Annotated in this window: 6 protein-coding genes; all 6 read right to left on the bottom strand. The window is 39.9% G+C overall.

The window, feature by feature from the left end; genetic code table 11:
* Positions 1 to 6: 6 nt before the first annotated feature.
* The 6 genes from SANK73390_RS11270 to SANK73390_RS11245 all read right to left on the bottom strand — a co-directional run bounded on the left by SANK73390_RS11270 (position 7) and on the right by SANK73390_RS11245 (position 24817).
* On the bottom strand, positions 7 to 3432 hold the full coding sequence (locus SANK73390_RS11270; protein ID WP_462766115.1) for a condensation domain-containing protein: 3426 nt from the start codon (positions 3430 to 3432) through the stop codon (positions 7 to 9).
* A 43-nt stretch (positions 3433 to 3475) separates the two neighbouring features.
* Positions 3476 to 14953 (bottom strand): amino acid adenylation domain-containing protein, encoded by an 11478-nt coding sequence (locus SANK73390_RS11265; protein WP_462766114.1) that lies wholly within the window; start codon positions 14951 to 14953, stop codon positions 3476 to 3478.
* Positions 14954 to 15046: 93 nt separating this feature from the next.
* Positions 15047 to 15631, bottom strand: a complete 585-nt coding sequence (locus tag SANK73390_RS11260; protein WP_462766113.1) for a hypothetical protein — start codon at positions 15629 to 15631, stop codon at positions 15047 to 15049.
* Between the two features lie 80 nt (positions 15632 to 15711).
* Positions 15712 to 16644: a hypothetical protein gene (locus tag SANK73390_RS11255; protein WP_462766112.1), complete on the bottom strand. Its 933-nt coding sequence runs from the start codon at positions 16642 to 16644 to the stop codon at positions 15712 to 15714.
* A gap of 41 nt (positions 16645 to 16685) precedes the next feature.
* Positions 16686 to 16865 carry a hypothetical protein gene (locus SANK73390_RS11250; protein WP_462766111.1) on the bottom strand — a complete coding sequence of 60 codons (180 nt, stop codon included), beginning with the start codon at positions 16863 to 16865 and terminating at the stop codon, positions 16686 to 16688.
* The gene (locus SANK73390_RS11245) at positions 16865 to 24817 is read right to left on the bottom strand and encodes an amino acid adenylation domain-containing protein (RefSeq protein WP_462766110.1); all 7953 of its coding nucleotides are present in this window, start codon (positions 24815 to 24817) and stop codon (positions 16865 to 16867) included. The genes SANK73390_RS11250 and SANK73390_RS11245 overlap by 1 nt, the downstream gene beginning before the upstream one ends.
* Positions 24818 to 24853: the final 36 nt, after the last annotated feature.

Raw genomic sequence — 24853 nt, 5'->3', positions numbered from 1 at the left:
AAGAAACTAGGCTCCCTCAAGTATGGATAGCTCTTCATTGATCGCCTGAGCCATCCCCTCGATAGTTGGAATGTCGAAAATTTGATCAACCGTTAGCTCAACACCGAACCCCTTGTTTATTTTTGCTTGCAAACCTGTTTGCTGTAACGATGTACCACCTAAGTCAAAGAAATTATTGTCAATACTGATATCGCGAATATGGAAAACATCCTCCCAATATTTCAGTACTTGTTTTTGGGTGTCATTAGTAGGTGCAAGATAGTCTCGGGTTTCTTTTTTGTAAGTTTCTGGATTCGGTAGTTTTTTATAGTTAATTGTACCGTCTGAAAATCTCGGTAGTGATTCCAAGAAGATGTAAAACTCAGGAACTAGATTAGGTAATAAATTATCTTTGAGTGACGATTTACAGCGTTCGATCGCCTCGTAATAATCTTTATTGTCACTATAGTCATCTAAGTAACCAACAAAATGTTCAGTCTCCATATAAGCAACTAAAAACTCCCCGCCAGATAAATCATCCCTAACAATCACTGAAGCACTTACAATATTGTCGATACTCTCCAGATAGCCTTCTATTTCTGTAAGCTCGACTCGAAGGCCTGCATGCTCAACACGCCTATCATTACGCCCAACAATAACAAATTCACTATTATGCGTTTGATATGCCATATTACCTGTTCTAAAGGCAAATAACTGGGCACCTGATTGCGTATCCATTTGAATAAATGCATGTTCATTTAATTGTGTATCACCAACATACTCTGGTATTACTTGCTCACTCACAATGCACAGCTCACCTAACATGCCAGCACCTTGCACATGGTTATTGTGATTAAGCAAAATAAAGCGTCCTTGAGAGTCAAATGCATTACCAACATTATCAATATTTAGAGCATTAATTTTTAATTCTTTGATTGCATAAATAAGTGTTGACTCAGCCATATATCGCAAGAAATATGCATGTATATCTTTGTATTTCTTAAACGCTCTCATTTCAGACGCAGAAGGTTGCACACCATAAAAGTTGATTACTTGTACACTTGAAAAATCAAAGCCCCGCCCTTGCAATTCATCAAACTGCTTTGCTGTAAGGTTAATAAAAGTGGGGGCTGACTCTTCATTTAATAGCAACTCATAAACTTCATTGACCAATACACTGATATTTCCCTTAACTAAAGGCAGAAATAGCTCTAACAACATCAGATCATTACTCATCGCTGAACTGCACAACACACGTTCTAAAAACTCATCCGTATAGTGCTCATCACACAAGGTCAACAATCTGGAGAAGCGAGCCCGGCTGGTTTTGATATATGTCATTTTCCCTGAGGCATTCGCTACAAATGAAATGAACGCAGTCTGATCATTCGTGATAGGTTTAGATAAATAATCAGCAGATGTCTTATTAATCTTTTTAGCCACTTTTCGTTTATCTAAAATAATCACATTAGGCAGTTTGCTAGGCAGGTAGTCTTCCACCGATTCCTGCGTCACCACCATTTCTACATTGGCAAGCTCAAGCATAGAAACTATCTTGCTCGCTGGTTGATTCCAATCAACCAGCAAAAAGTTAGCACCAGATTTAAGTACTGCGAGTAAAGTTGCCACTAACAATGGGGTTTTTTCTAACGATATCGCAACTGTTGCATCCTTGTGTAAGGATTGCTCTTCTAAATAGTTAGCAATACAATTTGCTTGTGTGTTAAGTGCTTCATAAGAGACCTCTTCATCATCAAACACCAACGCACTTGTTGAAGGTATATTCCGTGCATTAAAGTCAAAACGTTCAACAAAGTCCTGAGTACTTTCATAGACAGCTGGAGGCATATCTAAAGCATTTTGTAATGTCAGCTCTCTTAGCTTAGTGCCAAGCTCATGTTCAGCATACCAACCAAGAACGTTGGCGAAATGCTGTGCCACTTGCTCTATTTCGCGACGTGTGTAGTTTTCCTGCGCAAATTCAAAGTTGACCGTAAGTGCATTATTTGAATTGAATGCTTTCACCGTCAGCGGCATGTTGTACGTCTGCTCAAGGCTTGAAGAAGATGACGACAACTCAGCAGTTGGGTCCTGTGTGGGCTCAGCGACGGTGTCATTATTTTGAATATTGTAGTAAATCAACAAACTCTCAAACAAGCTTGCCCTCGAGTCAAAATCACTAACAGATTTGATACGCTCTAGAGGAAAATAGTTATATTGTTGGCTTTGAGCATTGCTTTGATGAACGCGCTGCAATGCGTCTTCAATCGAGTCATTGTGATTAAAGTCTACCCGAACTGGTATCGAGTTAATAAACATACCAACAACCTGTTCAATCCCCGAAACTTCTGGGGGTCGGCCTGACACGGTTGTACCAAATACAACCTGATTAGCGTTACTATATAAGTTCAGTAGCTGAGCCCAAGCCAGCTGTAAAACACTAAAAAAAGTTGTATTACAACGCTTTGCTAAGTGTTCCAAGCTCGCTGTTACACCCTTATCCAATACCGTGGTAACTTCCGTATTTCCAGACAGGGTCTTCTCATCCGTAGATAGAATGGATGTCGCACTTCTAATACCACTTAAATAGTCTTGCCAAAATGACTCTGCCTGCTCGCTGTGTTGACCTTTAAGCCATTGCATATACAAGTTAAGCTGAACTGCCTCACCGAGCGTATCCGCTCTGTTGTGTAATAATGATTGATATATCTCAAAAACCTCATTGAGCACAATCGGAATTGACCAACCATCAACTATCGTATGGTGATATGTCCAAACAACTTGTGTTTTTTGTTGTGGTAATTGAATGAGCGTCACTCGCATCAAAGGCGGGTTTGCATAATTAAACCCTAGCAATTTATCTTTTGCGATGAACTCTGATATCGCACTGTCCACTTGTTCAGTATTCAAACTTGAAAAATCTAGCACTTGCCAAGGAAGGTCAATATTTGTAGACACAAGCTGGTGTACTTCGGTAGCTGCAAAACCAACAAATGCAGTTCTGAGGCTTTCATGTCTGGCAAGTACTTTTTGCCAAGCTTGACGCAATAAGGTGGAATCCAACTCACCATTGAGCTGATTTATGTACTGCATCACATAGACACTTTCAGAGTTACTTACCTGTTCTTCATGAAGCATACCTTTTTGCAGTGGTGTGGCGACGTAAAGAGAACTGACATTAGGGTAATCATCAACAATTTCCAAAAACTCCTCTTGCTCTAAATTTGCAAGAGGGAAATCTGACAATGCTAATTCTGACTTCGATGTTAAAAATGCAATTAACTCTTGTTTATGCTCTTTTAACTTAGCTATCAACGTCGCGTCTAAATTTTTTTCTTCATCAACCACTTTTAAATTATCGTTTGCAACGCCAATTTTAATATTTTTTCTTTTAGTTCTTTTAGTATTTGCTCGTACATTATAAAAACTCCTGCTTTTATTCTTTTCTATCACTTACTTTGATATTCATCTTATCGGTTACATACCGAAGAACTGACTATATGGTCAGCTCTAAATCGTGTTCGTCTTGCTCAATACCCTCACACTCCTCAGTGTCATCAGTTGCTAAAACTTTTAACGCTTCAATGGCTGAAGCAAATGCTGCCACCTTTGAATATTCAAATAAAAGTCCTACATCCACCGTTACACCGACTTGTTTTGAGAGCCTATTAGTGATTATCGTTGCCAGCAGAGAGTGTCCTCCAAGCGCAAAGTAATCGTCATGAATGCCCACTTGATCTAATTCCAGTACCTCTTGCCAAACCAAACACACTAATTTTTCTATTTCGCTTCTTGGTGCTACATAAGAACACAGTGATAATTGAGCTTCTGTCGGTTCTGGTAAGCGTTTAACATCGATCTTGCCACTTGTATTCACTGGTAGTGACTCCATCACAATACAAACTTGAGGCACCATGTAATCTGGTAAACGCAGAGCCAGTTTTGCTTTAAGTTCCTCAACAAAAGTAGCTTTACTCTGAGCATCAGCTAAGGAAGCGCCTATATACGCAACAAGTTCCCTTTCTTGTGATGTGCTGCTGCGCTTAATCTTGCAAAGTTTAACAACAGCCGCTTGAACTTGGTCTAGCTGCTGTAAGTGATACTCAACTTCACCCACCTCAATACGCATACCTCTGATCTTCACTTGGTTGTCCTTTCTACCGAGGTAAACTAAGTTGCCATCCGGTAGCCAGCTAACAATGTCACCGGTTTTAAACATCACTTCATTATCATCAGAGTAAGGGTTAGGTATAAAAGATTGTTCGGTTAAATCTGGTCGGTTTAGATAGCCATTGGCTAACGCTTTACCACTTACATAAAGTTCGCCCTTTGCACCTACGGGTACCAAAGACTTATCTTCGTTAAGCACGAGTAACTTAGTATTGGCAATTGGCTTACCGATAGGTACCATCCAGTTATCTAATGATTCTCTGTCTAAACGACCATTTGGAATTGCCATTAAGTCCATAAGCTCAGATAACCGACTATCTTGCTCCACTGTACTGGCGGCTACTGATAGCTGATCTTTCATAATTTCATGGAACATTTCATTCTGAACTAGTGGGTTAGAAATCACGACTCGAAATACCGAGATCAATTTGTCGTGATATCGCTTGTTAATAATTTTTGTGCGAGAGACAAATGTTTGCCCTCTTAAGAACTGCTCTTGTTGAATTGTGTCAGTTGCTTCGCTGATCTGATCATTTTGCATATCATCAAAGCGCTCTGTATTTAGCCCTCTCAACTCTCGAGGAATATAACGATAGTTAATAATATTGGTATGCGGCTCACCTATCAGCTCAAATGCCTCATGACTTTCTATCATCTCTTGGAAGTACTTCACTCGCTGCATACTTCTGTCGACCAAAGAGGCATAGCCTTGAGATGATATTAAGTGATAAGCAGCATGCAAAAGTAGTGACAGCGCGGGTCTGGACCCCTCTAAAGAATACTGACCTAAATCATAACTGCCATTTTGCGCCTGATAGTTCGTGTGTGTTGAAATGATCCCTGTATTTTCTATATCTTTGACTAAGCACAGACTAATACCTTGTGGTAGATAAAGTTGTTTGTGCGCACAAAGAGTAATTGAGTCAGCAAGTTCAACGCCCGCAATGCGATGCCTATGTTTATCAGAAAACTGGAATACCCCCCCCCAAGCTGCATCAACATGGAAATGGATCTTGTACTGCTTAGCAAGGGCATGCATATCTGGTAGTGGGTCAACGGTGCCCGTTTCAGTAGCTCCCGCAATACCAACCAGAGCGATAATCAACTCTCCATTTTCGTTACATTCAAGAATTTGATTTTCTAATGCTTTAATATCAACTTTTTGATCGTCATCTTGAGGAATAAGCCTAATATTTTGCTCTCCGATACCCAGCAGTATTGCCGCTTTTCTCATGGAGTAGTGAGCTAAACGCGAACTTAAAATCACCATGCGTTTGAACGGTGTTTGTTCCAGCAAAGAGAAGGCGCCTTGCATACCAATATCTCGGGCACTAAAGCCAAGCTGCATTAATGCTTTATTTCTCGCACATTGCAATAAAGTTATGTTAGCTAAGCTTCCACCACTTGTTACTAGGCCAAATACCTTGAATGGGTCTTGGATATTTTGTTTATACAGCGAATCGTCAAAGCCATAGAACTTTTGATGAGTCATAGCCAAAACCTGCCGCTCAAGTAATGACAGGCTTTTAGATGTTTCAACTTTCACCATATTTTGATTGAGCATAGAAATTAAGCGCGAAAATTCGGGCATAAAGTCCGGCAGTGCCGATGTCATATGGCCAATAAACTTACCTTCTGACACATTAACAATGTAAGGCATTACTTTTTCATTAATATAATCAACATAGTCTGCAAGGTCACAAGCCGTATTCGGAATTTCATGATCAGAAAAGTTACCTAACAATTCTCGCAATTCTGTTTTCGGGTGGGTGATGGACTCATTCAAATCCACTTGAAATTTGAAATTTTGCCCATCTTGCTCAACTCGCTTGAGTTCCACTTTGTTAGTGGTTGAGAAATACCTATCAACACTTTTATTTTGACCATGATGAACAACAAATGCAGTTACATCGGCACCAACCTCTGTTGAACCATAGAAATTCAACAAGCGAGTATGTGAAAGTAGCGCTTTAAACATAGATACTAAACTAATTGACAGTGCCTCACCGCTACTAACAACTAAGCTCAGGTTTGCCAACTCACCCACATTGTCATGTTGCATCATGCTCTGCAAAAATGAGGGTACAACGGTAATTCGGCTGACATTATGCGTAGCCAATAGTGCATTGAAACGTCTGGTATCAAGTATTTCTTGGTGTCCAACAATAACAATAGGCACCCCTGTGCTGAGTGGATGAAACAACTCAGCAACGTGATCAACAAAGTTGAGAGACGTTTTATGACACGCAACTTCGTAAGCCTGCATTGGATAGGCATTTTCAATCCATTGAATACGATTAACCAAAGTATCATGAGAAAGCTCAACGCCTTTTGGTATACCGGTGCTACCAGATGTATAAATCACACATGCAATACCTGGTGGCCCATAAAATTCTTGCGGTAAATCATCTGACTCTAGCAGCTCAATATCTTCATAAACAGCTTGCTCATTCAGAATGATAGGTGCAACGTTCTCCAACGACAAAGCAGGTATAATATCTGATGTTGTTATGACTCGTTTAAGTTGAGCGTCTTGAACAATATTGTTTAAACGATGCTGCGGATAGTCATGACCTAATGGCACATATGCTGCGTCAGCCTTAAGCACAGCTAACATCGCCGTAACAGAAGCAAAAGAGCGCTCTAAGCAAATACCGACAAGCTCACCTGACTCAACTCCTTGCTTAATCAAATAACGCGCAAGCTGATTCGCTTTTTGGTTCAATTGTGCAAAGCTATATGTTGTTTGCTCATGACGCACTGCAACTTTGTCTGGCCAATTAAGCGCTTGTTGTTCAAATGCTAAATGTAAATGACTTTGCTCTTTGAAGGTCTGGCTCGTTTTGTTCCAATCATGAATAAGTTGCTTTTGGGTCAACTGTGATACAACTGGTAAAGACTGAATGCGCTCATTTGGATTACGTATGATGCTTTGCGCAAGTACATCAAAGCTATCAGACATCCGCTTAAGAGAGCTTTTTCTAAATAAATCAGTATTAAAGTGCCAGTTGAGAACAATTCCTTTTTCAAACTCAACAGCATATAGCTCTATGTCGTATTGGATCGAGTTGGTATCTTGGCGTAAATTCTCTAATTCCAAATTAGGCAATGAGAGGCTTTCCCTGTCACTGTCTTGTAGTACAAATTGAATTTGAAATAATGGGCTGTGGCTTCGACTTCTCACTGGCTTAAGTTCATCAACCAACATATCAAAAGATACATCCTGATTAGCATACGCATCTAAAGTCATTTGTTTATTGCGTTGTAGCAGGTCGACAAAGCGCGGATTGTCACTGAGGTCGTTTCGCAATACTAACGTGTTGATAAAAAAGCCAATAAGCGGTTCAATTTGATTATGATTGCGTCCTGATATTGGCGAGCCAATCACGATATCTTGTTCATTACTATAACGGCCAATTAGCAGTGCAAATATCGTTTCTAACAACATGAAAAGTGTTACTTGCTGTTGTTCACAATACGACTTCAAGTTGGCTAATAAGTCGGTATCAAGTACTGTTTGTAAGCTGCTGCCAATATAGGTTTGCTTTGCAGGCCTTGGCATATCAAGCTTTAAACTATGCGCCTGAGGAATGTCTTGTAACTGCGCTTTCCAATATTGAAGCTGCTGCTCAATATCTCCCTCGTTCAGTAATTGACGTTGCCAGTTGGCGTAGTCATGGTACTGAATAGGTAAAGCAGCTAAGGAGCTTGGCTTATCGTTAATTAGTGTCTCATACTGAGCCGCGAACTCCTTTACAAGAACATTTAACGACCAACCATCTGCAACGATATGATGTAGATTATAAATAAGAATATGCTCTTCATCAGCTAGCTCTACTAAGTTAAATCGAGCCAAAATATCCTTTTCAAGATCAAAGGTTTTTAGCGCATCTTCTGCTATTAATGCCTTTAGTTGCTCATCTTGAATTGCAAATGTACTAGCACGCCAATCATGTTGAGTTAATGGCAACTCAAACGTTTCACTTAACACTCCTTGTGGCTCACCGTTCACAGAGTGTATCTGCGTTCTCAACACCTCATGGCGTTCAATAATTGTAGTTAGCGCTTGAATTAAGCAATGCTTATCTAAGCTCCCTTTTAATGCAAAGGCACCATTAATGTTAAACTGCGCACTTTGTCCCTCCAATTGATGCACAAACCAAAGCCGCTGTTGGCCATAAGATAAAACCAATTTATCTTCTGACGACATTGGTTGAATGGCCATTTCACAAGCCCGCTTTTCTTTGTCATCAATCGCACACGCTAACTCTCTTACAGTAATAAAGCTAAAAATATCACGCAGGGTTACTTTGCAGCCAAATATATCCGATAACTTATTTGCAACTCGCGTTGCCAGCAACGAATGACCACCCAAGGTAAAGAAGTTGTCATTTATACCGACTTGCTCCACATTTAATGCGGCTTGCCAAACGGAGCAAATAGCTCTTTCTGATTGCGTCGTAGGGCCAACAAAATCATTAACAAATAGATCTTTTGTTATCAATGCTTTAAGTGCCTGCCTATCTAACTTTCCATTGGCATTTAATGGCAGTGAAGGCAACATAACATAAGCATGCGGAAGCATATAATCAGGCAGGTTCGTACTTATCGTATTTTTCACCTGCTCAATGAATACAGGCTCATTCTTTGCTTGTGGGCTGTGAGGGTGTTTCGCAACCAAAAATGCAACTAACTTATCTTGTTCAGCTAAAACTAAAGCGTCTTTTATCTGCACATCAGCGAGCAAATACTCTTCAATTTCAGATAACTCAACACGCATGCCACGGATTTTTACTTGCTGATCAACTCGACCTAAATAATGTAACTGTTGATCGGCTCCCCACCTTACTAAATCCCCTGTTTTGAACAACCTTTGCCCGACAATAAAAGGGTTTTCAATAAACCTGTCTTGTTCCAGCTCTTTTTGTAAATAACCGGATGCCACTCCAGCGCCACCCACATAAAGTTGACCAACGGCACCATACGGTAAAAGGTTTCGAGACTCGTTCAATACATACAATTGTAAGTTATCTATTGGTCGGCCAATGGCAACCGACTCTTGATCCCTCCCAAGCGCCTTATCAAATAAATAATAGCTTGCATCTGCACCGACTTCCGTGGAACCGTATAAATTGAGTAGCTGAATATTTTCTAAACGGCTCATCACTTCGTTTGCCAATGATCTTGGCAATAATTCGCCACTGCTTATGATCATTTTTAAACTACTTAATATACTAAACTGAGGCGTATCAACCATTGCTTTAAGTAATGATGGCACCAGTGTAATACGAGAGATGCCCTCTTTACCCAATATCTGAATAAAGTTTTCTAGATTTATTTGTTGAGACTTATCGATAATAACGCTGACACAACCTACTGAAAGAGGGTGAAAGATCTCTGCTATATGGTCAACAAAGTTAATTGATGTTTTCTGCGCACACACATCGTGATAATCATTATTCTGAGAGATTAATGGGAATGTCTTTTGCATCCAGTGAATGCGGTTAACTAAATTACTATGTGATACCTCCACGCCTTTTGGTACACCAGTAGAACCAGACGTAAAAATTATACACGCGGTTGATTGCGCTGATATATTGATATCTAAGGCTTGCTCTGACAACGGTGCAATTTTTGACATGACCTTATTGCACTGCAAGTTAACCGCGTTCAACCCAAGCGTAGCCAACTTAGACTCACCTTCATTGTCACATATTACGGTTGCTAAGTTAGCTTGTCGCACGATTGCTTCGAGTCGATTTTCACTCAGATTTATTTCTAAAGGAACGTAGGCAGCACCTGCTTTTAAAATCGCCAAAATTGCTAAATTCATCTCAAATGAAGGTGCTACATTTACCCCAACTAGAGTGCCAACGCCCACCCCTTGGGAGAGCAAATAATGCGCTAGTTGATTTGCTTTTTGATCTAAGGCCCCGAAACTGAGGCTCTGTTCGTGACGTGTAAGTGCTTTCCACTGAGGATGCTCTTGTGCAACTGCTTCAAACAACATATGTAATGTCGAGTCCGACACGTCTGTTTGCTGGGCGTAGCCACTAACTTGATTTACTAATTGCTCAAATACATGTCCATCAACAGCTTGAAGTTTACCCACCTGCTGATATGGCTGTACTAATACATTTTGTAGTAGCTTGTTGAATGTCTCACCTAAGCGGCTAATAAACTCATGCTCAAAGAGCTCGGTATTATAGTGCCAATCACATGTTATCCCCTGCTCATGCTCCGTTGCATAAAGCTCAAGATCATATTTAATAGCAGCACCTTGTACATTGACAGGCTCAAGTTCTAACTCGTACAGGGATAGACCTGATTGCTCATTATTTTGTAAGGTAAATAATATTTGAAATAATGGGCTATAACTCATGCTTCTAGCTGGGTTGAGTTTCTCAACTAGCAGCTCAAAAGGAATATCTTGATGCTCAAACGCAGACAAGATCATTTCTTTATTGGCAAGCAATAAATTATCGAACGACTGCGCTTCTTCTACTTGGTTTCTAAGTACAAGCGTATTGACGAAAAATCCGATAAGTTTTTCAAGTTTAGAGTGATTTCGCCCCGCTATTGGCGAACCAATAACAATGTCTTTCTCACTGCTAAAAACATGTAATGTCACTGCTAACACGGTTTGTAAAAACATAAACAAGCTGACATCTTTTTCTAAACAAAACGCATTGATTTTGTCAGCAAGTGGCTTTTCAAGCTTTAGTAATAACTGGTTACCATGGTCACTTTGTGTAATCGGTCTCGTCTGTTTTAATGGCAAACTGTGTACCTGTGGCACATCTGAAAGCTGTTTTTGCCAATAGGCCATATGCTGCTCAAGTATATCGCCTTGCAACCACTCGTTCTGCCAACTTGAGTAGTCACTGTACTGAACTGGTAACGCTTCTAACGGGCTTTCAAAACCAATGCAATATGACTGATATAGATTACTAAACTCGTCAATTAGTACACCCAATGACCATCCGTCTGCAGCAATATGGTGCATATTGAACACCATCACATGCTTATCTTGAGCAAGCTGACATACATCAACTTTAAGTTGAATATCTTTTTCGAGATCAAATGCATACTGCATTTTATCTTCACAAAACTTGTCGATAAACTGCTGTTGCTCATGCTCTTTAAGATACATCGCACCATGTTGATATACGGGCGTATCAAAACTTTCATTAACGGTCAGTATCATTTCTTCATCACGCTGATGATATTGGGTCCGTAAAACTTCATGACGCATCACTATTGTTTGAATAGCTTGGTACACAGCTGAACAATCTAGCTTGCCTTTGACTAAAAAAGACCCAGTAATATTGTTCTTAACGCTACCTTGATCTAGTTGCTCCACCAGCCACATACGTTGCTGCGCAAACGACACGGGAATATTATCTGTGGCCCCAAGAGCGAGTAACTTTGGAACTTGTGAGGCATCACTTTTACCGTCCAGCATAGACCCAAGTTGGGCAATGGTTGATGCTGAAAACCAGTCTTTCAAAGATAAATCTTTATTCAAATCTTCACGAATTTTACTGATGATTCGCGTGGCCAACAATGAATGACCACCGAGACTAAAGAAGTCATCATTTACCCCGACCCTCTCAATTTTTAGCATAGACTGCCAAAGAGCAGATAAGTAAGTTTCCGTCTCTGTTGATGGTGCCAAAAAGGTGGTATGTTCGCCCTGTAGGTAGCTCAACTTAGGCAGTGCGTTTCTATCAATTTTGCCATTTGGAGTCATGGGCATGGCATCAAGGAAATGAAACAAGCTAGGCACCATAAAATCTGGTAACTGTTGTTTTAAAGTGCTTTTAAATTCAGTGATCAAACTAGATTGTTCAGCTTCATCGACCGACTCATGACACACTAAATATGCCACCAGCACCTTGTCACCTGAAGCCACGTCATTAGCTATTACAACGCAGCTCTTTACCTGCTCAAGTCGAGATAAATTCGCTTCAATTTCACCTAGCTCTATTCGAAAACCGCGCACTTTTACTTGTTGGTCAATTCGACCTAAAAACTCAAGTTCACCCTGATTATTCCATCGTACTAAGTCCCCTGTTCGATAAATACATCCTTGCTCAGAAAATGGGTTTGGCAAAAATTTCTCAGCCGTTAACTCTGGACGCGCAAGGTAACCACGGGCTAACCCTTGACCCCCTATGCACAGTTCTCCCGGGCAACCGATTCCGAGTAAATTCATTTTAGGGTCAACAACATAAAACTGCGTATTTGCTATTGGTCGACCTACTTTTACATTGGTATCAGTGATCTTATTAACGCCGGACCAAATAGTGGTTTCAGTCGGACCGTACATATTCCAAAGGGTGGCATCACTTTGCTTAGTTACATTAAGTAGTTGCTGAGCAAGATCGGCGGGCATTGCTTCACCACCGCACAACATTTTAAACCCTGATACAGCTTGCCATTTGCCGCTTAACATGACGGTTAGCCAACCTGAAGGTGTGGCCTGCATCATGTTAATCTCATTTGCATTGAGGTATTTAGAAATGAGCATGCCATCTTTAGTAACAGCAGATGAAGCAATATGTAGCTGAGCACCATTGACCAGCGGTAAATATAGCTCTAGAGCAGCAATATCGAAACCAATTGACGTTAATGCTAATAGACGCGTTTGCTCGTTGACGGCAAATACTTCTTGCATGCTATTAAGGAAATTTTGTAGAGATCTGTGTTCTATTACGACGCCTTTTGGCTTACCTGTCGAACCTGAGGTGTAAATTACATAAGCGACATTATTGGGATTAACATAAATTCCATGCTCAGACAGATTATCAACTGCATAACTGCTCAAAGTTTGTTGTAATCTATTATCGAAAACCAGACTTTCTATATCTTTTAAATTATCTAACAGAGGGTTTCCAGCATCACTAAGTAACAGTTTAACCTTGCTATCCTCTAGCATATATATCAACCTGTCTTTTGGATAGGTTGGGTCAAGCGGTACATAGCCTGCTCCAGATTTCATAATAGCAAGCGCTGCAATTAGCATGTTTATGCCACGCTCAAACGACAATCCAACCAAGTCGCCAGATGTAACCCCTTGCTCAACCAAATAATGAGCCAATTGATTTACTTTGGTATTTAGTTCTTTATAAGTAATTGTTTGTTGGTCAAATACAGCCGCAATTTTATTTTGAGAAGTGATTGCTTGGCGCTCAATGAGCTGATGGGTGCACTGTGAGGTCTCAAATACTTTTTCCGTATCATTAAATTGCTTTAACAGCTGCTTTTGCTCTGACGTGATCATGGAGTATTGCGCAATTTGCAAATCAGGTTGCTGTGCCACACTGCGCATCAGTAAAGCAAAGCTATCCATTAGATTAGTAATAGAGTCGCTATTGAACAGGCTACTATTGTAAATACACTTAAACGCAATTTCGCCTTTAGACTCTGATGCATAAAACTCAAGATCATGATTCACAGTGAATGCTTCATGCTCAATAGCGGTGATGCTCACATCACCGTCTTGCTCATCGGATATTTTAGTTGGCAGGAGTACAAAGAGCACTTGAAACAATGGGTTGTAACTTAAGCTGCGTTTGGGGTTTAATTTTTCAACCAATGAATCGTAAGGAACCTGCTGGCACTTAAATGTTTCTAGTATATTTTGCTTATTCTCAGCTAATAGCTGTGAAAACGTTAATGAACTATCACAATGAGTTCGTAAAACCAGAGTATTCAAAAAGCAACCAATCAACGAGTCAAATTCTGAACGATAGCGACCTGATACCGGTGTACCCATCACAATATCTTTATTATTTGAATAGCGACTCAGTAATACAGACAATGCCGTTTGCAAAAGCATAAACAAAGTAACATCATGTTGTTGACATAACTTCTCCACCATCTGCGTTGTTTGCTTATCTAGTCGAATAGATTGTTTGTTACCCTGCACTGATTGCATTGCAGTACGAGGATTATCAAGAGGAAGATCGTGCAGCTCAGGAATACCACTCAATTTAGCCGTATATTGCTCAAGTAAACTTTCAAAGGCACTACTTTGCAGCCACTCTCTTTGCCAATGAGCATAATCGATATAATGAAATTCTAATGCTTCAGGCTCTAACGGTAAGCCTCTTTGTGCTTCAAAATAATAACGACTCAGTTGCTCAAAAATAAGCTCCAACGATACACCATCAGCAGCTATATGATGCACATTAAGCATAACAACGGATTCAAAACCTGATAATTGCAATACCTTTACACGGATAGGGATTGCATTACTTAAATCAAATGCTTTTTTAATATCAATTGAGGCAACACGCTGAACTTCGATCTTTTGCTCAGATTTTGATAACGCCTTTAAGTCAGAAAACTCCAGCACGCCCTTAACAGGCTTTCTTACAGATTGCACGATTAAACCATCATCACTTTCATGATAAGTCGTTCTAAGCACTTCATGTTGGGCTATTAAGGTGTCTAACGCTTTTGAAAAAAGTTCTACATTGAATTTTCCCGTAACCTTAAATAACTGAGCTAAATTGTATTGACCACTATCTGGTCTTAGCTGATGAGTAAACCAAATTCTTTCTTGTGCGAATGAAAGACGGTTATCATCATCTCTAGTAACTTTTTGAATTTTTCCGCTTTCAACCTTACCAAGTTCAGATAGCTTTGAGATTAGAGCTTCTTTATGTAACTTTAACAAGCCTCTAATTTCATCATCGACAAAATTATGTTTATCCAGTATTTTTAGTTTACCGTCGGTAACAAAAACCTTAACACCGTTGTCGTTAAGTAGTTTAATTAATCCGTATAATTGCATTTATAAATCCCCAGTAGATTTAAGCTGGGAGCTATATCATGTATAGCTCCAAAATCAGCTTAAAAAGAAACGCTTGATAAATTTTTATTTTTCTTAGTAAAAACCACTATATTTTCCAGTCTTAGGGTCTCTTTGTGCATAATTGGTTGCTCTAACGCTTATACTCTCAGCGGAGCTTGGCTTATAGAAAAAAGCTTTACCTTCCTTTTTAAGGAATGTTTTCATAACTCTCTCTAAGATAAAACCTGTGCTTTTAGACAAGTTTTTGTCTAATTGAGAATATGCTTTACCATGTTTCAGAAGCTTCATACCGCAGACATATTTCCTTAGTTCCTTATCTGTTTTCGCATCTGTATTGATTAACTTATTGATAAAACCAAGCTTTCCTTGCCACATCAAGGCTGAACAGAGAAGCCAGTTGTCAACATAAATATCAATCATGCTATTAGAGCGATATACGGGAAATGAACTAGGATCATTTTTTTGCTCTAACCAAAATAACCTTGCAAGCACATTTTGCTCGGTAAGATTAATATTCATTTTTTTATGGTGACCATAATGTAGTGGGGAGTTATTAGACGCTTTTAAGCTGTCAGGGTGAGTCGCATCGTGAAAGCCATGCCATCTCATTATAAAGGCATAAGCACCAATTCCTGAGAGCATAGATGCAGCCAACATAACCAAGCCTAACATTGGAAACATATATGCTATTAAACAAAATACAATGATCCCTAATACGTAACCTCGGATAAACTTCTTCAGTATCTTTTTTTCTTTCTAGAATGGAAAAATCTAATAGAATCAATAGGTATAAACGATGTAAACAAAGAATACCAAGTTACTGATTTAATAAAATCTATGAAACTTGTGTGATTAAATCTCAAAGTAGATTGAAAATCTTTTGGACTATTGTTTTCCAAATGGTGGATATGTGTATGAGTACAAAAATAATAGTCGGCATACCAAAACGTCATCGGCCAGATCACATAAATCCGAATATATTCAACTGCAACAATAAACCAATCTTTGACTGATTTGGCATTCTCTTTTTTTACTAGTCTTCCCTTAGGTACATGTGAAGCGTGATGCTCAATAACCTCTTTGTCCATGAACACTGTATAGTAAGCAAGTGGCAAGAATACAGCCCAATACATGTAAGTGTAGTCATATAAAACCCATAGAAAAATCAACTGATAAGCTATGTGAAGCGTGATACACAAGTAAATAAACTGCAAACGCGAAGATAGCTTATTTATGATCAAATGCTCAGGCATAAAGTCGGCAAGAACAGTAAAAAAATCATGTGCCTTCCCCTGATTTGGGATCACCATTTTAAATAATGTGGCTATCAAGCTATAGGCAAAAGGAAGATATGCTGCTGCACACAACAGTTCAACCCAGCTCGGTAGATAAGAGGAAAAAGCCAATAACAATGTGATAGCAGGCAAAGCTAACAGATTTATTAAGCTTAAAAACATCAGCTTATTTTTACTTTGGTTCTCTAAATTACCCATTAGCAGGATATATGGAGACACCACAATACTGAATGTGATAGATGCCAACGGCTTGAACAAGAATTGATAGATACAACTCAAGATAAAAACCGGAATACAGTAAATAAGATCCAGATTAGTTAGTAATGTGATTGGTGTACTGCCACCTTTACCTGCATTTATTTTTATAGTTTTCATATTCTTATTTTCACTTTAATAATTTGATTCTTCCTGCCCGATTAGATCTCTTCTAATAGGGCTTCTTCGCACTCAATGTCAGTAGTTGTCACTTGCTTTAACATCACTTGCTCTTCGATATGCAATGCAAATAGCTCAACGGTAGAGTGTGTAAACAAAGCCTCTATTGAAACATCTAAGGCAAAGATTCTATCGACTCTCACTTTCACTCGAATCAGCATCAGAGAATCCCCCCCAGTTCAAAGAAGTTGTCATTTACTCCGATTTGCTCGATGCCTAAAACCTCCTGCCAAATTTCGCTGACTTGAGTCTGAGTCTGTGTCTTTGCTGGTACAAAATTTGAAGAAATGTTCGGACGTGCATACAAGGTCAGCTCAGAGCTAGGCTTATCAGCCTGAACCCATCGCTTTAAACGCGCATCAAGGTTACCCGTAGAGTTAATTAAATTTGAGAATGCACCGAATGCAAAAGCTTGCTTAAAGGCCTCCATACCTTCTTGCATATTCATCGTGTAACTTTTCGCACTGTATGTAGCCTTCGAAGAAGCTTCATCCTCTATTTGGCTAAAGTTCCAACCATCCCAATTCACAGCAAACCAATTCTCGTGACCTTGACTATGCATATGCTGGGCTAACGCATCTAGGTAGCTGTTACAAGCGGCGTAAATGGAATAACCTAATCCACCCAAGACACTCGACAGAGACGACATCAATAAACAATACTTCACATCTCGCTTTGCGAGTAGGCGAGCTAACACTTGCGCACCAGTTACCTTCGCATGATATAATTGTGTACACGCATCAAGTGAAATATTCGAAATACTATCTATGGTATTTTCCACACTGCCAGCGGCATGGATAACCCCCGTAACTCCCCCAAATTGCTCATCGACTAACGAAAATACTGCATGCATCGCCTCTAAATCACTCACGTCAGCCTGATAGATTCTTACTTCACAACCACGACTTTTAATCTTATTTAGTACTGTGATCTTTTTCGATATCGTGTTGTTTTCGGGGTGTTCGTCAAGCCAAGTATGCCAATCCTGTTGAGCTGGAAAGGCACTACGACTAGTCAGTGCTAAATTCACTTTCGCATGCTTTGATAAGTGCTCACATAACCCCAATGAGATACTGCCCAGACCACCAGTGATGAAAATGGTATCGCCATCCCTTGCTATTTGTTCACAACCAGCTTCGCACACAGTTTTGTCATTCACATCACTACCATTTAGTTGTGCATACTGCTTTTCCCAGCGAATATTGTTGCGATAGGCAATCTCTAATGACTTCTTAGGCAATGATACTTCTTGTAATAAGCGCTCAGCTAAACGACTCAAAGAGTCCGATTGAGATGCTTGCAAAACTGACTGCCCAATATCAACCATATGAGCCGTAGTATGCTCAAATTCCTGCGGAATAACTTTAATTAAAGGCGCAGCCATTGCCTGCTCACAGTTTATATTCTCATTCCCAGAAATACGCGCAATATCATTAACGACCACAGTCATATCAACCGGCGTAATAGGATAATTAGCTCGCAGCTGTCTAATGATATAAATCATACTTTCAAAGCTGCTATTGAATTGGGTTGGCAACCTTGCTTGTGAGCCTGAGCTGCTAAGGTTCGACAAATGCATAACAGAAATTGACTGCTTATCATTGACTGTCCAATGTTTAAACAGCTTTGTATAATCAGCTTCCTCGCCCAATCTGACTGTGCATTGAGCAAAACCCCTGGCTTCATCAGGTTCAAAGGAAAATGCACTCCCTTGGCCAATCAGCACAACATTATTGCCTTGCAAAGCTAATTCACTAGCGACAACACAAGCTAGACCAAACTGATCAGCACAAATAACCCAGTTTTGAGGTTTTTGTTGTACATTAGTTTGTTTTTTAAGAGGCCTCATTATCCACTGCGGCACAAAAAACCATTGCTCAACGTCATCGACTTTTCCTTCATGTTGATAACTTGATCGAACAGCGGATTTGGCGGTAGGTGAATCGATCCAATATCTTTTCTTTGTGTAACTGTATGGAGGTAATTTCACACGTTTACCGACTCCCCCTCCTTGTTGTTGATGCAATGCTAGCCAATCTATTTGTAAGCCTAAGGTCCAAAGCTTTGCAGCAACTGACAGCACTTTTTGCGTATCACTAACTTGCTCTTTTTCATGACGCATCGCCTGTATTGCGATAATGTTATTTTTCACACTACTTAAGTTCGAATTTGTCCGAGTTAAGAAGTTTGTTAGCCCAGCGCCAGGTCCAACCTCAATGAATATTTTGTTTGCACCTAAATACAAGTCATCTTGGATTAACGTACATAAACCATCGTGGAACTGCACTGAATTGCGCAAATGTTTAACCCAATAATCCGCCTCGGTAAAACACGCTGGATGAGCAAATTGACCTGTTAAATTGGAAACAATATGTTGCTTAGCTGGAGAAGCTTTAATGCTTGTTACCATACTTCTAAACTCTTCCAGTAATTCATCCATCATCGATGAATGATAAGCATGAGATGTATCGAGCTTTTTACATTGAACGCCTTGCTCCTTCAGTACTTCTGATATAGCCTGAACTTGCTCATTAGAACCTGACAACACACAATTTCTTGGGCCATTTACCGCAGCCATATTGAGTGATGAGCTTTCAATCAAAGTTTTAAGTGAGTCACTATCCAACTCAACGGACAGCATTGAGCCTGAATTAGCCCGTTGCATAAGCTTGCCTCTAGCGCACACCAACTTTATTGCATCAGCTAACTCAAACACATCGGCCAAACAAGCCGCAGTGTACTCACCTAAACTATGGCCAATGAAAGCATCAGGTATCACCCCTATCTCCATCAATGTTTTAGCTAACGCATATTCCACCGTAAATATGAGCGGTTGCGCGATGAGGGTCTGTTTAATATCACTTTGCGCTGAATCTTCCCAAACTAATGCTTTGAGATTCAAATCTAACTGTTCAATTACTAATTCATTACATTCATCAAAGTGGCGTTTAAAGACTTCTAAGTCTTGATATAGCTCTTTTGCCATAGCAGGGTATTGTGCGCCCTGACCTGGAAACATAAAAATAACAGATGGCTGATTTATTGCCTGTGGTGTATCTGCATAGCCTGACTTTTCCAATTCGCTAATCGCACTTGGTATATCATTGCACACGCCTGCCCAACGATACTTATGGGCAGTTCTGCCTACTTGCAACGTATAACAAATATCCTGCAAAGAAGTGTCAGCTTGAGCTTCATTTTGGTATTTAGCGAAGTACTGCTTTAAGTTTTGTATATTCTTCAAGAGTGACTCTTGAGTATTTGCAGATACCGTGAGTATTTGCTCACAACGATCACCTGGTGCGCTTTGATCTATGGTTGGTAAGTCCGCTTGCTGTAAAATTAAATGGGCATTAGTACCACCTATGCCAAATGAACTAACGCCGGCACGAGCTGGTGTATCAACGCTTGGCCATGGTAAAAGTTCGGTATTAAACTTAAATGGTGAATTATTTAGGTCAATAGCGCTGTTCAACTGACTAAAGTTTACCATTGGCGGAATCACTTGTTCTGCTAAAGCTTTGGCAGCTTTGATCACCCCCAACACGCCGGCTCCAGTATCGCAATGACCAACATTTGGTTTCACTGCCCCTAAATAGCAAAACGGGTAATCACTTTGTGAACCAAAGTAATTAAAGGCTTTTTTCAAACCTTCTATCTCAATAGGGTCGCCCACTTTAGTGCCTGTACCATGGGTCTCAATATAATTAAGTGTTGAGATATCAATATTGGCATCTTTGACAGCTTGGACGATAACTTTAGCTTGCCCAATCGCACTGGGCGCAGTAAACCCAGCTTTGTCTGCCGCATCATTATTAACTGCACTTCCTAAGACAACCGCATCAATCGTATCACCATCAGCAATCGCATCGCTGAGCCTTTTGAGTAATACTAAACCAACCGCATTACCTGTTCTGGTTCCATTCGATGACTTGTCAAAAGCACGACAGTGGCCATCTGGTGATAATATGCTGCCTTCTTCATAAATATACCCTGCCGCATTAATACCACTCACACCGGCACCACCTGCAATCGCCATATTGCACTCTCCACGGCGAAGGGCTTGGCATGCATAGTGAATGGTGACTAATGACGTTGAACAAGCTGTATTTAAGGAAACCGCGGGACCATTAAGATTTAACTTATAGGCTAATTTAGTGGCAATAAAATCTCCTGAGCTAGCTATATTCAAAGCTTTCGGCGGCAAGGGAGGTAAATTTTCAACTTGGCTGAGAATATTCTCATAGAGATAGCTATTATGGCCAACTCCGACAAACACGCCTACATTTCTTTGTGTGGTCCAATCCCCATACCCTGCGATATCAAGTACGTCATGTGCACACTCTAAAAGTAACCTATGTTGTGGATCTTGAATTTCAGCTTCACGAGGAGAAAAACCAAATAAGTCAGCATCAAACAGTTCAAGATCTTTAAGTAAAGCTCCTTTGCTCACATAATCCGGGTGATTACGTATCGACTGACTTACATATAACTTATCTTGTGAAGAATAATCTTCTATAAATTCATTACCTGTTTTAATATTCTGCCAAAAGTCTTCAACATTATCAGCACCAGGAAAAGTACCAGCCATACTAATTATTGCTATGGGTTCATGACTACTTGGCTGTGACGCTTTGCCTGACTCTGCATCAATGATCGGCTCATCAGTATTTTGCAATAAGAAGCGTGCTAAAGTAGCAACAGAGGTATAAGTAAATAAGTCAGTGGTAGAAAGTTCTTTATTTAGACGCTCAACAATGAGTTGTTTCACTCTCATCATTAACAACGAATTTCCCCCAAGATCAAAGAAATTATGTGTAACACCAACACTATCTAAATTCAGTACTTCCTGCCAAATTTCACAAAGCACTTTCTCTATATCGTGTTTAGGGGCTTTGTATTCATCTTTCCATAAGTCATTTTCAGTTGGCACAGGTAATGAGCTTTTATCTACTTTTCCATTGTTTGTTAGTGGTAATGACTGAATGAAAACAAAATAGTCGGGGATCATATAGCTGGGAAGCTTTGCTCTAAGCACTTGCCTAACAGATTCAACTAATTGACTTTTAAGCACCACACTTTCTACCTTGTCGTTTTCAACACCAGTCAGGTAAGCGACTAAGCGTGCGCCAAGCTTACTATCTTGGTACAAAACGACTAATGCATCTCCAATATCTTCGTTGCTGCCAATAACATTCGCAATTTCGCTAGGCTCAACTCGATAACCTCGAATTTTGAATTGCTCATTTTTGCGTTCAAGAAACTCTAGATTGCCATCAGGAAGCCAACGGGCAACATCCCCTGTTCTATATATTTTTTCATCAGGTAGATTAAGATTAGAGTGAGTAATAAAAGTCTCAGAGGTTTGTTGCTCATCCTGCACATAACCTTCAGCAAGCACTGGACCACTAATATAAAGCTCACCACTGACCCCTGTAGGAACAATCTGTAACTCTTCATCCAAAACGTATAAGCTTATGCCATTCATTGGCTTGCCGATTGGTACTGTATTAATTGGTAAAGGATCTTCTGGTGTAAGCGAATAAATGCTACACCCTACCGTTGCTTCAGTTGGGCCATATTCATTGATAAAGGTAGCTTGAGGGAAAAACCTCTTTTTCCATGTTTCCAAGGTCGAGGCTTGTAGTGCCTCTCCACCAATCACGAAGTTATGTTTTAATACTCTTGCAGGTTCACTCAGTGGCTTTTGACTCAGTGTATAAGAAAGCGCCATCAAGTGTGCTGGGGTTAATTTAAATAACAAAGGAGTGTCACTGGATCGTAATGTTTCAGCCAAATGATCTAGCATCGCGTCGGCTTCGGAAATGATTTTTACGGTTTTTCCATGGCACAATGGCATGAGCAAAGTTGTCACACTTGCATCAAAGTGCAATGGTAAACTGCCTACTGCTTGCTCTATATTATTATCAAAATAAAGCAGTCCACTATTTTCAATATAATGATAGGCTGCACGATGGCTGATCATCACACCTTTAGGTGCTCCAGTCGAACCAGAAGTAAAGATGATATATGCACAGGAGCTTAACGCAATATCTTCATTTAGATCTCCATCTGGCAAATTGACAAGCAAAGACTCTCTAACATCCTCATCTAGTACAAAAGTGATATCATCATCTGTATCACCTGTGCCATCATCTAAAATAAGTGCAGCTTGTGTGGTTTCAAGAATATGCTCCAACCTATTCTTCGATGTCTCTAATGAGACAGGCACATAACATGCACCCACTTTTAATACAGCCAACATGGCGATTGTTTGCTCTATACTCCGACCAAGTCTGAGAATAACCTTACTGTCAGCTAATACACCTTTGATAATCAATACTCGCGCCAGCTGATTTGCGTAGCTATTCACTTCATCATAAGTAAATAATTCACCACAGTCGTCGACTGCAATTGCCTCTGGATTAAGCTCGGCAAACTGTTCAAACAGACTATGAATACATTGAGTTGGGGTGGGCTGTTTCTTGCTCTGTCCCCACTCACAAAGTAACTTATTACTTTCAAGCTTGGATATCATTGATAAAGTACTGAGTGAGGTGTTGCTAAGCTCTGTATTTTTGAGCTCGCCAATGTGTGTAATTAATTGGCTAAAGTGTGACAGCAACATGTCTATAGTTGCTTGTTCAAAACGATCTGTTCGATAACTCAGCTCTATCTTAATCTCTTCACCGACTTTTATATCTAAGTTCAGTGGGAAGCCTGTTTGCGAATTAGTAAAGTTTCTATTTTTTAATATTAGTTCGACGTCTTCGTCAGCTTGTTCATTCTGGCTGTCATTTATTAGCGATGGGAAATTATTGATCACTAAAAGACTATCAAAGAGGTTGGCACCACCTTTTAAATTAGTTGTACCTTGAATTTGTGTTAAAGGTAAAAAACCATGTTCCTGCCGACCAATGTTAGTTTCACTTAAGTACTCTACTAATGATCCTATTGTAAGGTCATCTTCAAACTGAATCCGACATGGCACAGTATTAATAAATAACCCAACCATGGTTTCAAAATTTTCGATAGACGTTGGCCGACCTGATATGGTTGTTCCAAATACCACATCCTTTTGTTCACTGTAACGGCTAAGCAACAATCCCCACGCTAATTGTAATATTACATTTACTGTACACATTAGATGCTTAGCTGCTTGCTGTACCAACTCTGTTGTACGTGAGTCAATCTCGTATTTAACGATATTTGTACCGGGAGGTAGAGCCTTATTGGCAAATTTATCAACCGTTAAATGAGTTTTATCATTCATATTAAACAGATAGTTTTGCCAAAATTCCTTTGCACCACTTTGAGACTGTTGATTGAGCCAAGATACATACTTTTTAAACTCAACAGGGTCGGCTAAATGGCTTCTTTGCCCTAACAACTCACTTTGATAAAGCGTGATTAGCTCAGTCAAGATAACATTCAAACTCCACCCATCCACCACCGCATGATGGAACGTCCAGATTACGGTGTGAACTTGTTGTGCCGTTTTCACAATAGCCACACGAATTAAAGGCGGCTGAGTAAGGTCAAACTCTGCATCTAACTCTTGCTCTTGAACGGCCTTTAGTTGCGGCTCAATATCTCTTTCATCTAGCTGGCTTAAATCATAATTTGTCAAAGGTAGAGAAGCATCAGCTAACACTACTTGATGGATATTTTGTTGCTCCCCCCAAAAAAAGCATGTCCGCAAAATATCATGACGCTTAATGAGCAATTGCCATGCATTAGCAAACGCTTTAGGACAAAACGCTCCTTGAATATCGAGAGCAGATTGCAATGTGTAAGCCACCTTTTTATGTTCACTGGCACTATCTATTAACATTGCAGTTTGCATCGGAGTACTTATGTATATATCCGTTAGACTCGGATACTTATTTTTGATTGCCACCTTGTCAGCTGCTGTGAGTCGATCTAGCTGCTCTTTTTGGGCAGGCTCTCGATCATGCAAATATTCAATCAATTCAGGCTTATATTTCTTAACTAACTCGATTACCGAGTCGTCATACTGTTCATGGCTTGTAAATAGGTGCAATTGACCGTCAATAAGCTCGACACTGTGTGCTTTTTCATTAATTAAGCAAATAACTTTTTCAGGGGTCATATTTTCTCCAAATAGCTGATAGCTTCCTGAAAAAGG

The organism is Pseudoalteromonas sp. SANK 73390 (assembly GCF_054966645.1).
The sequence above is the reverse complement of the archived record's forward strand: the minus strand, read 5'-3'. Positions and strand labels throughout refer to the sequence as shown.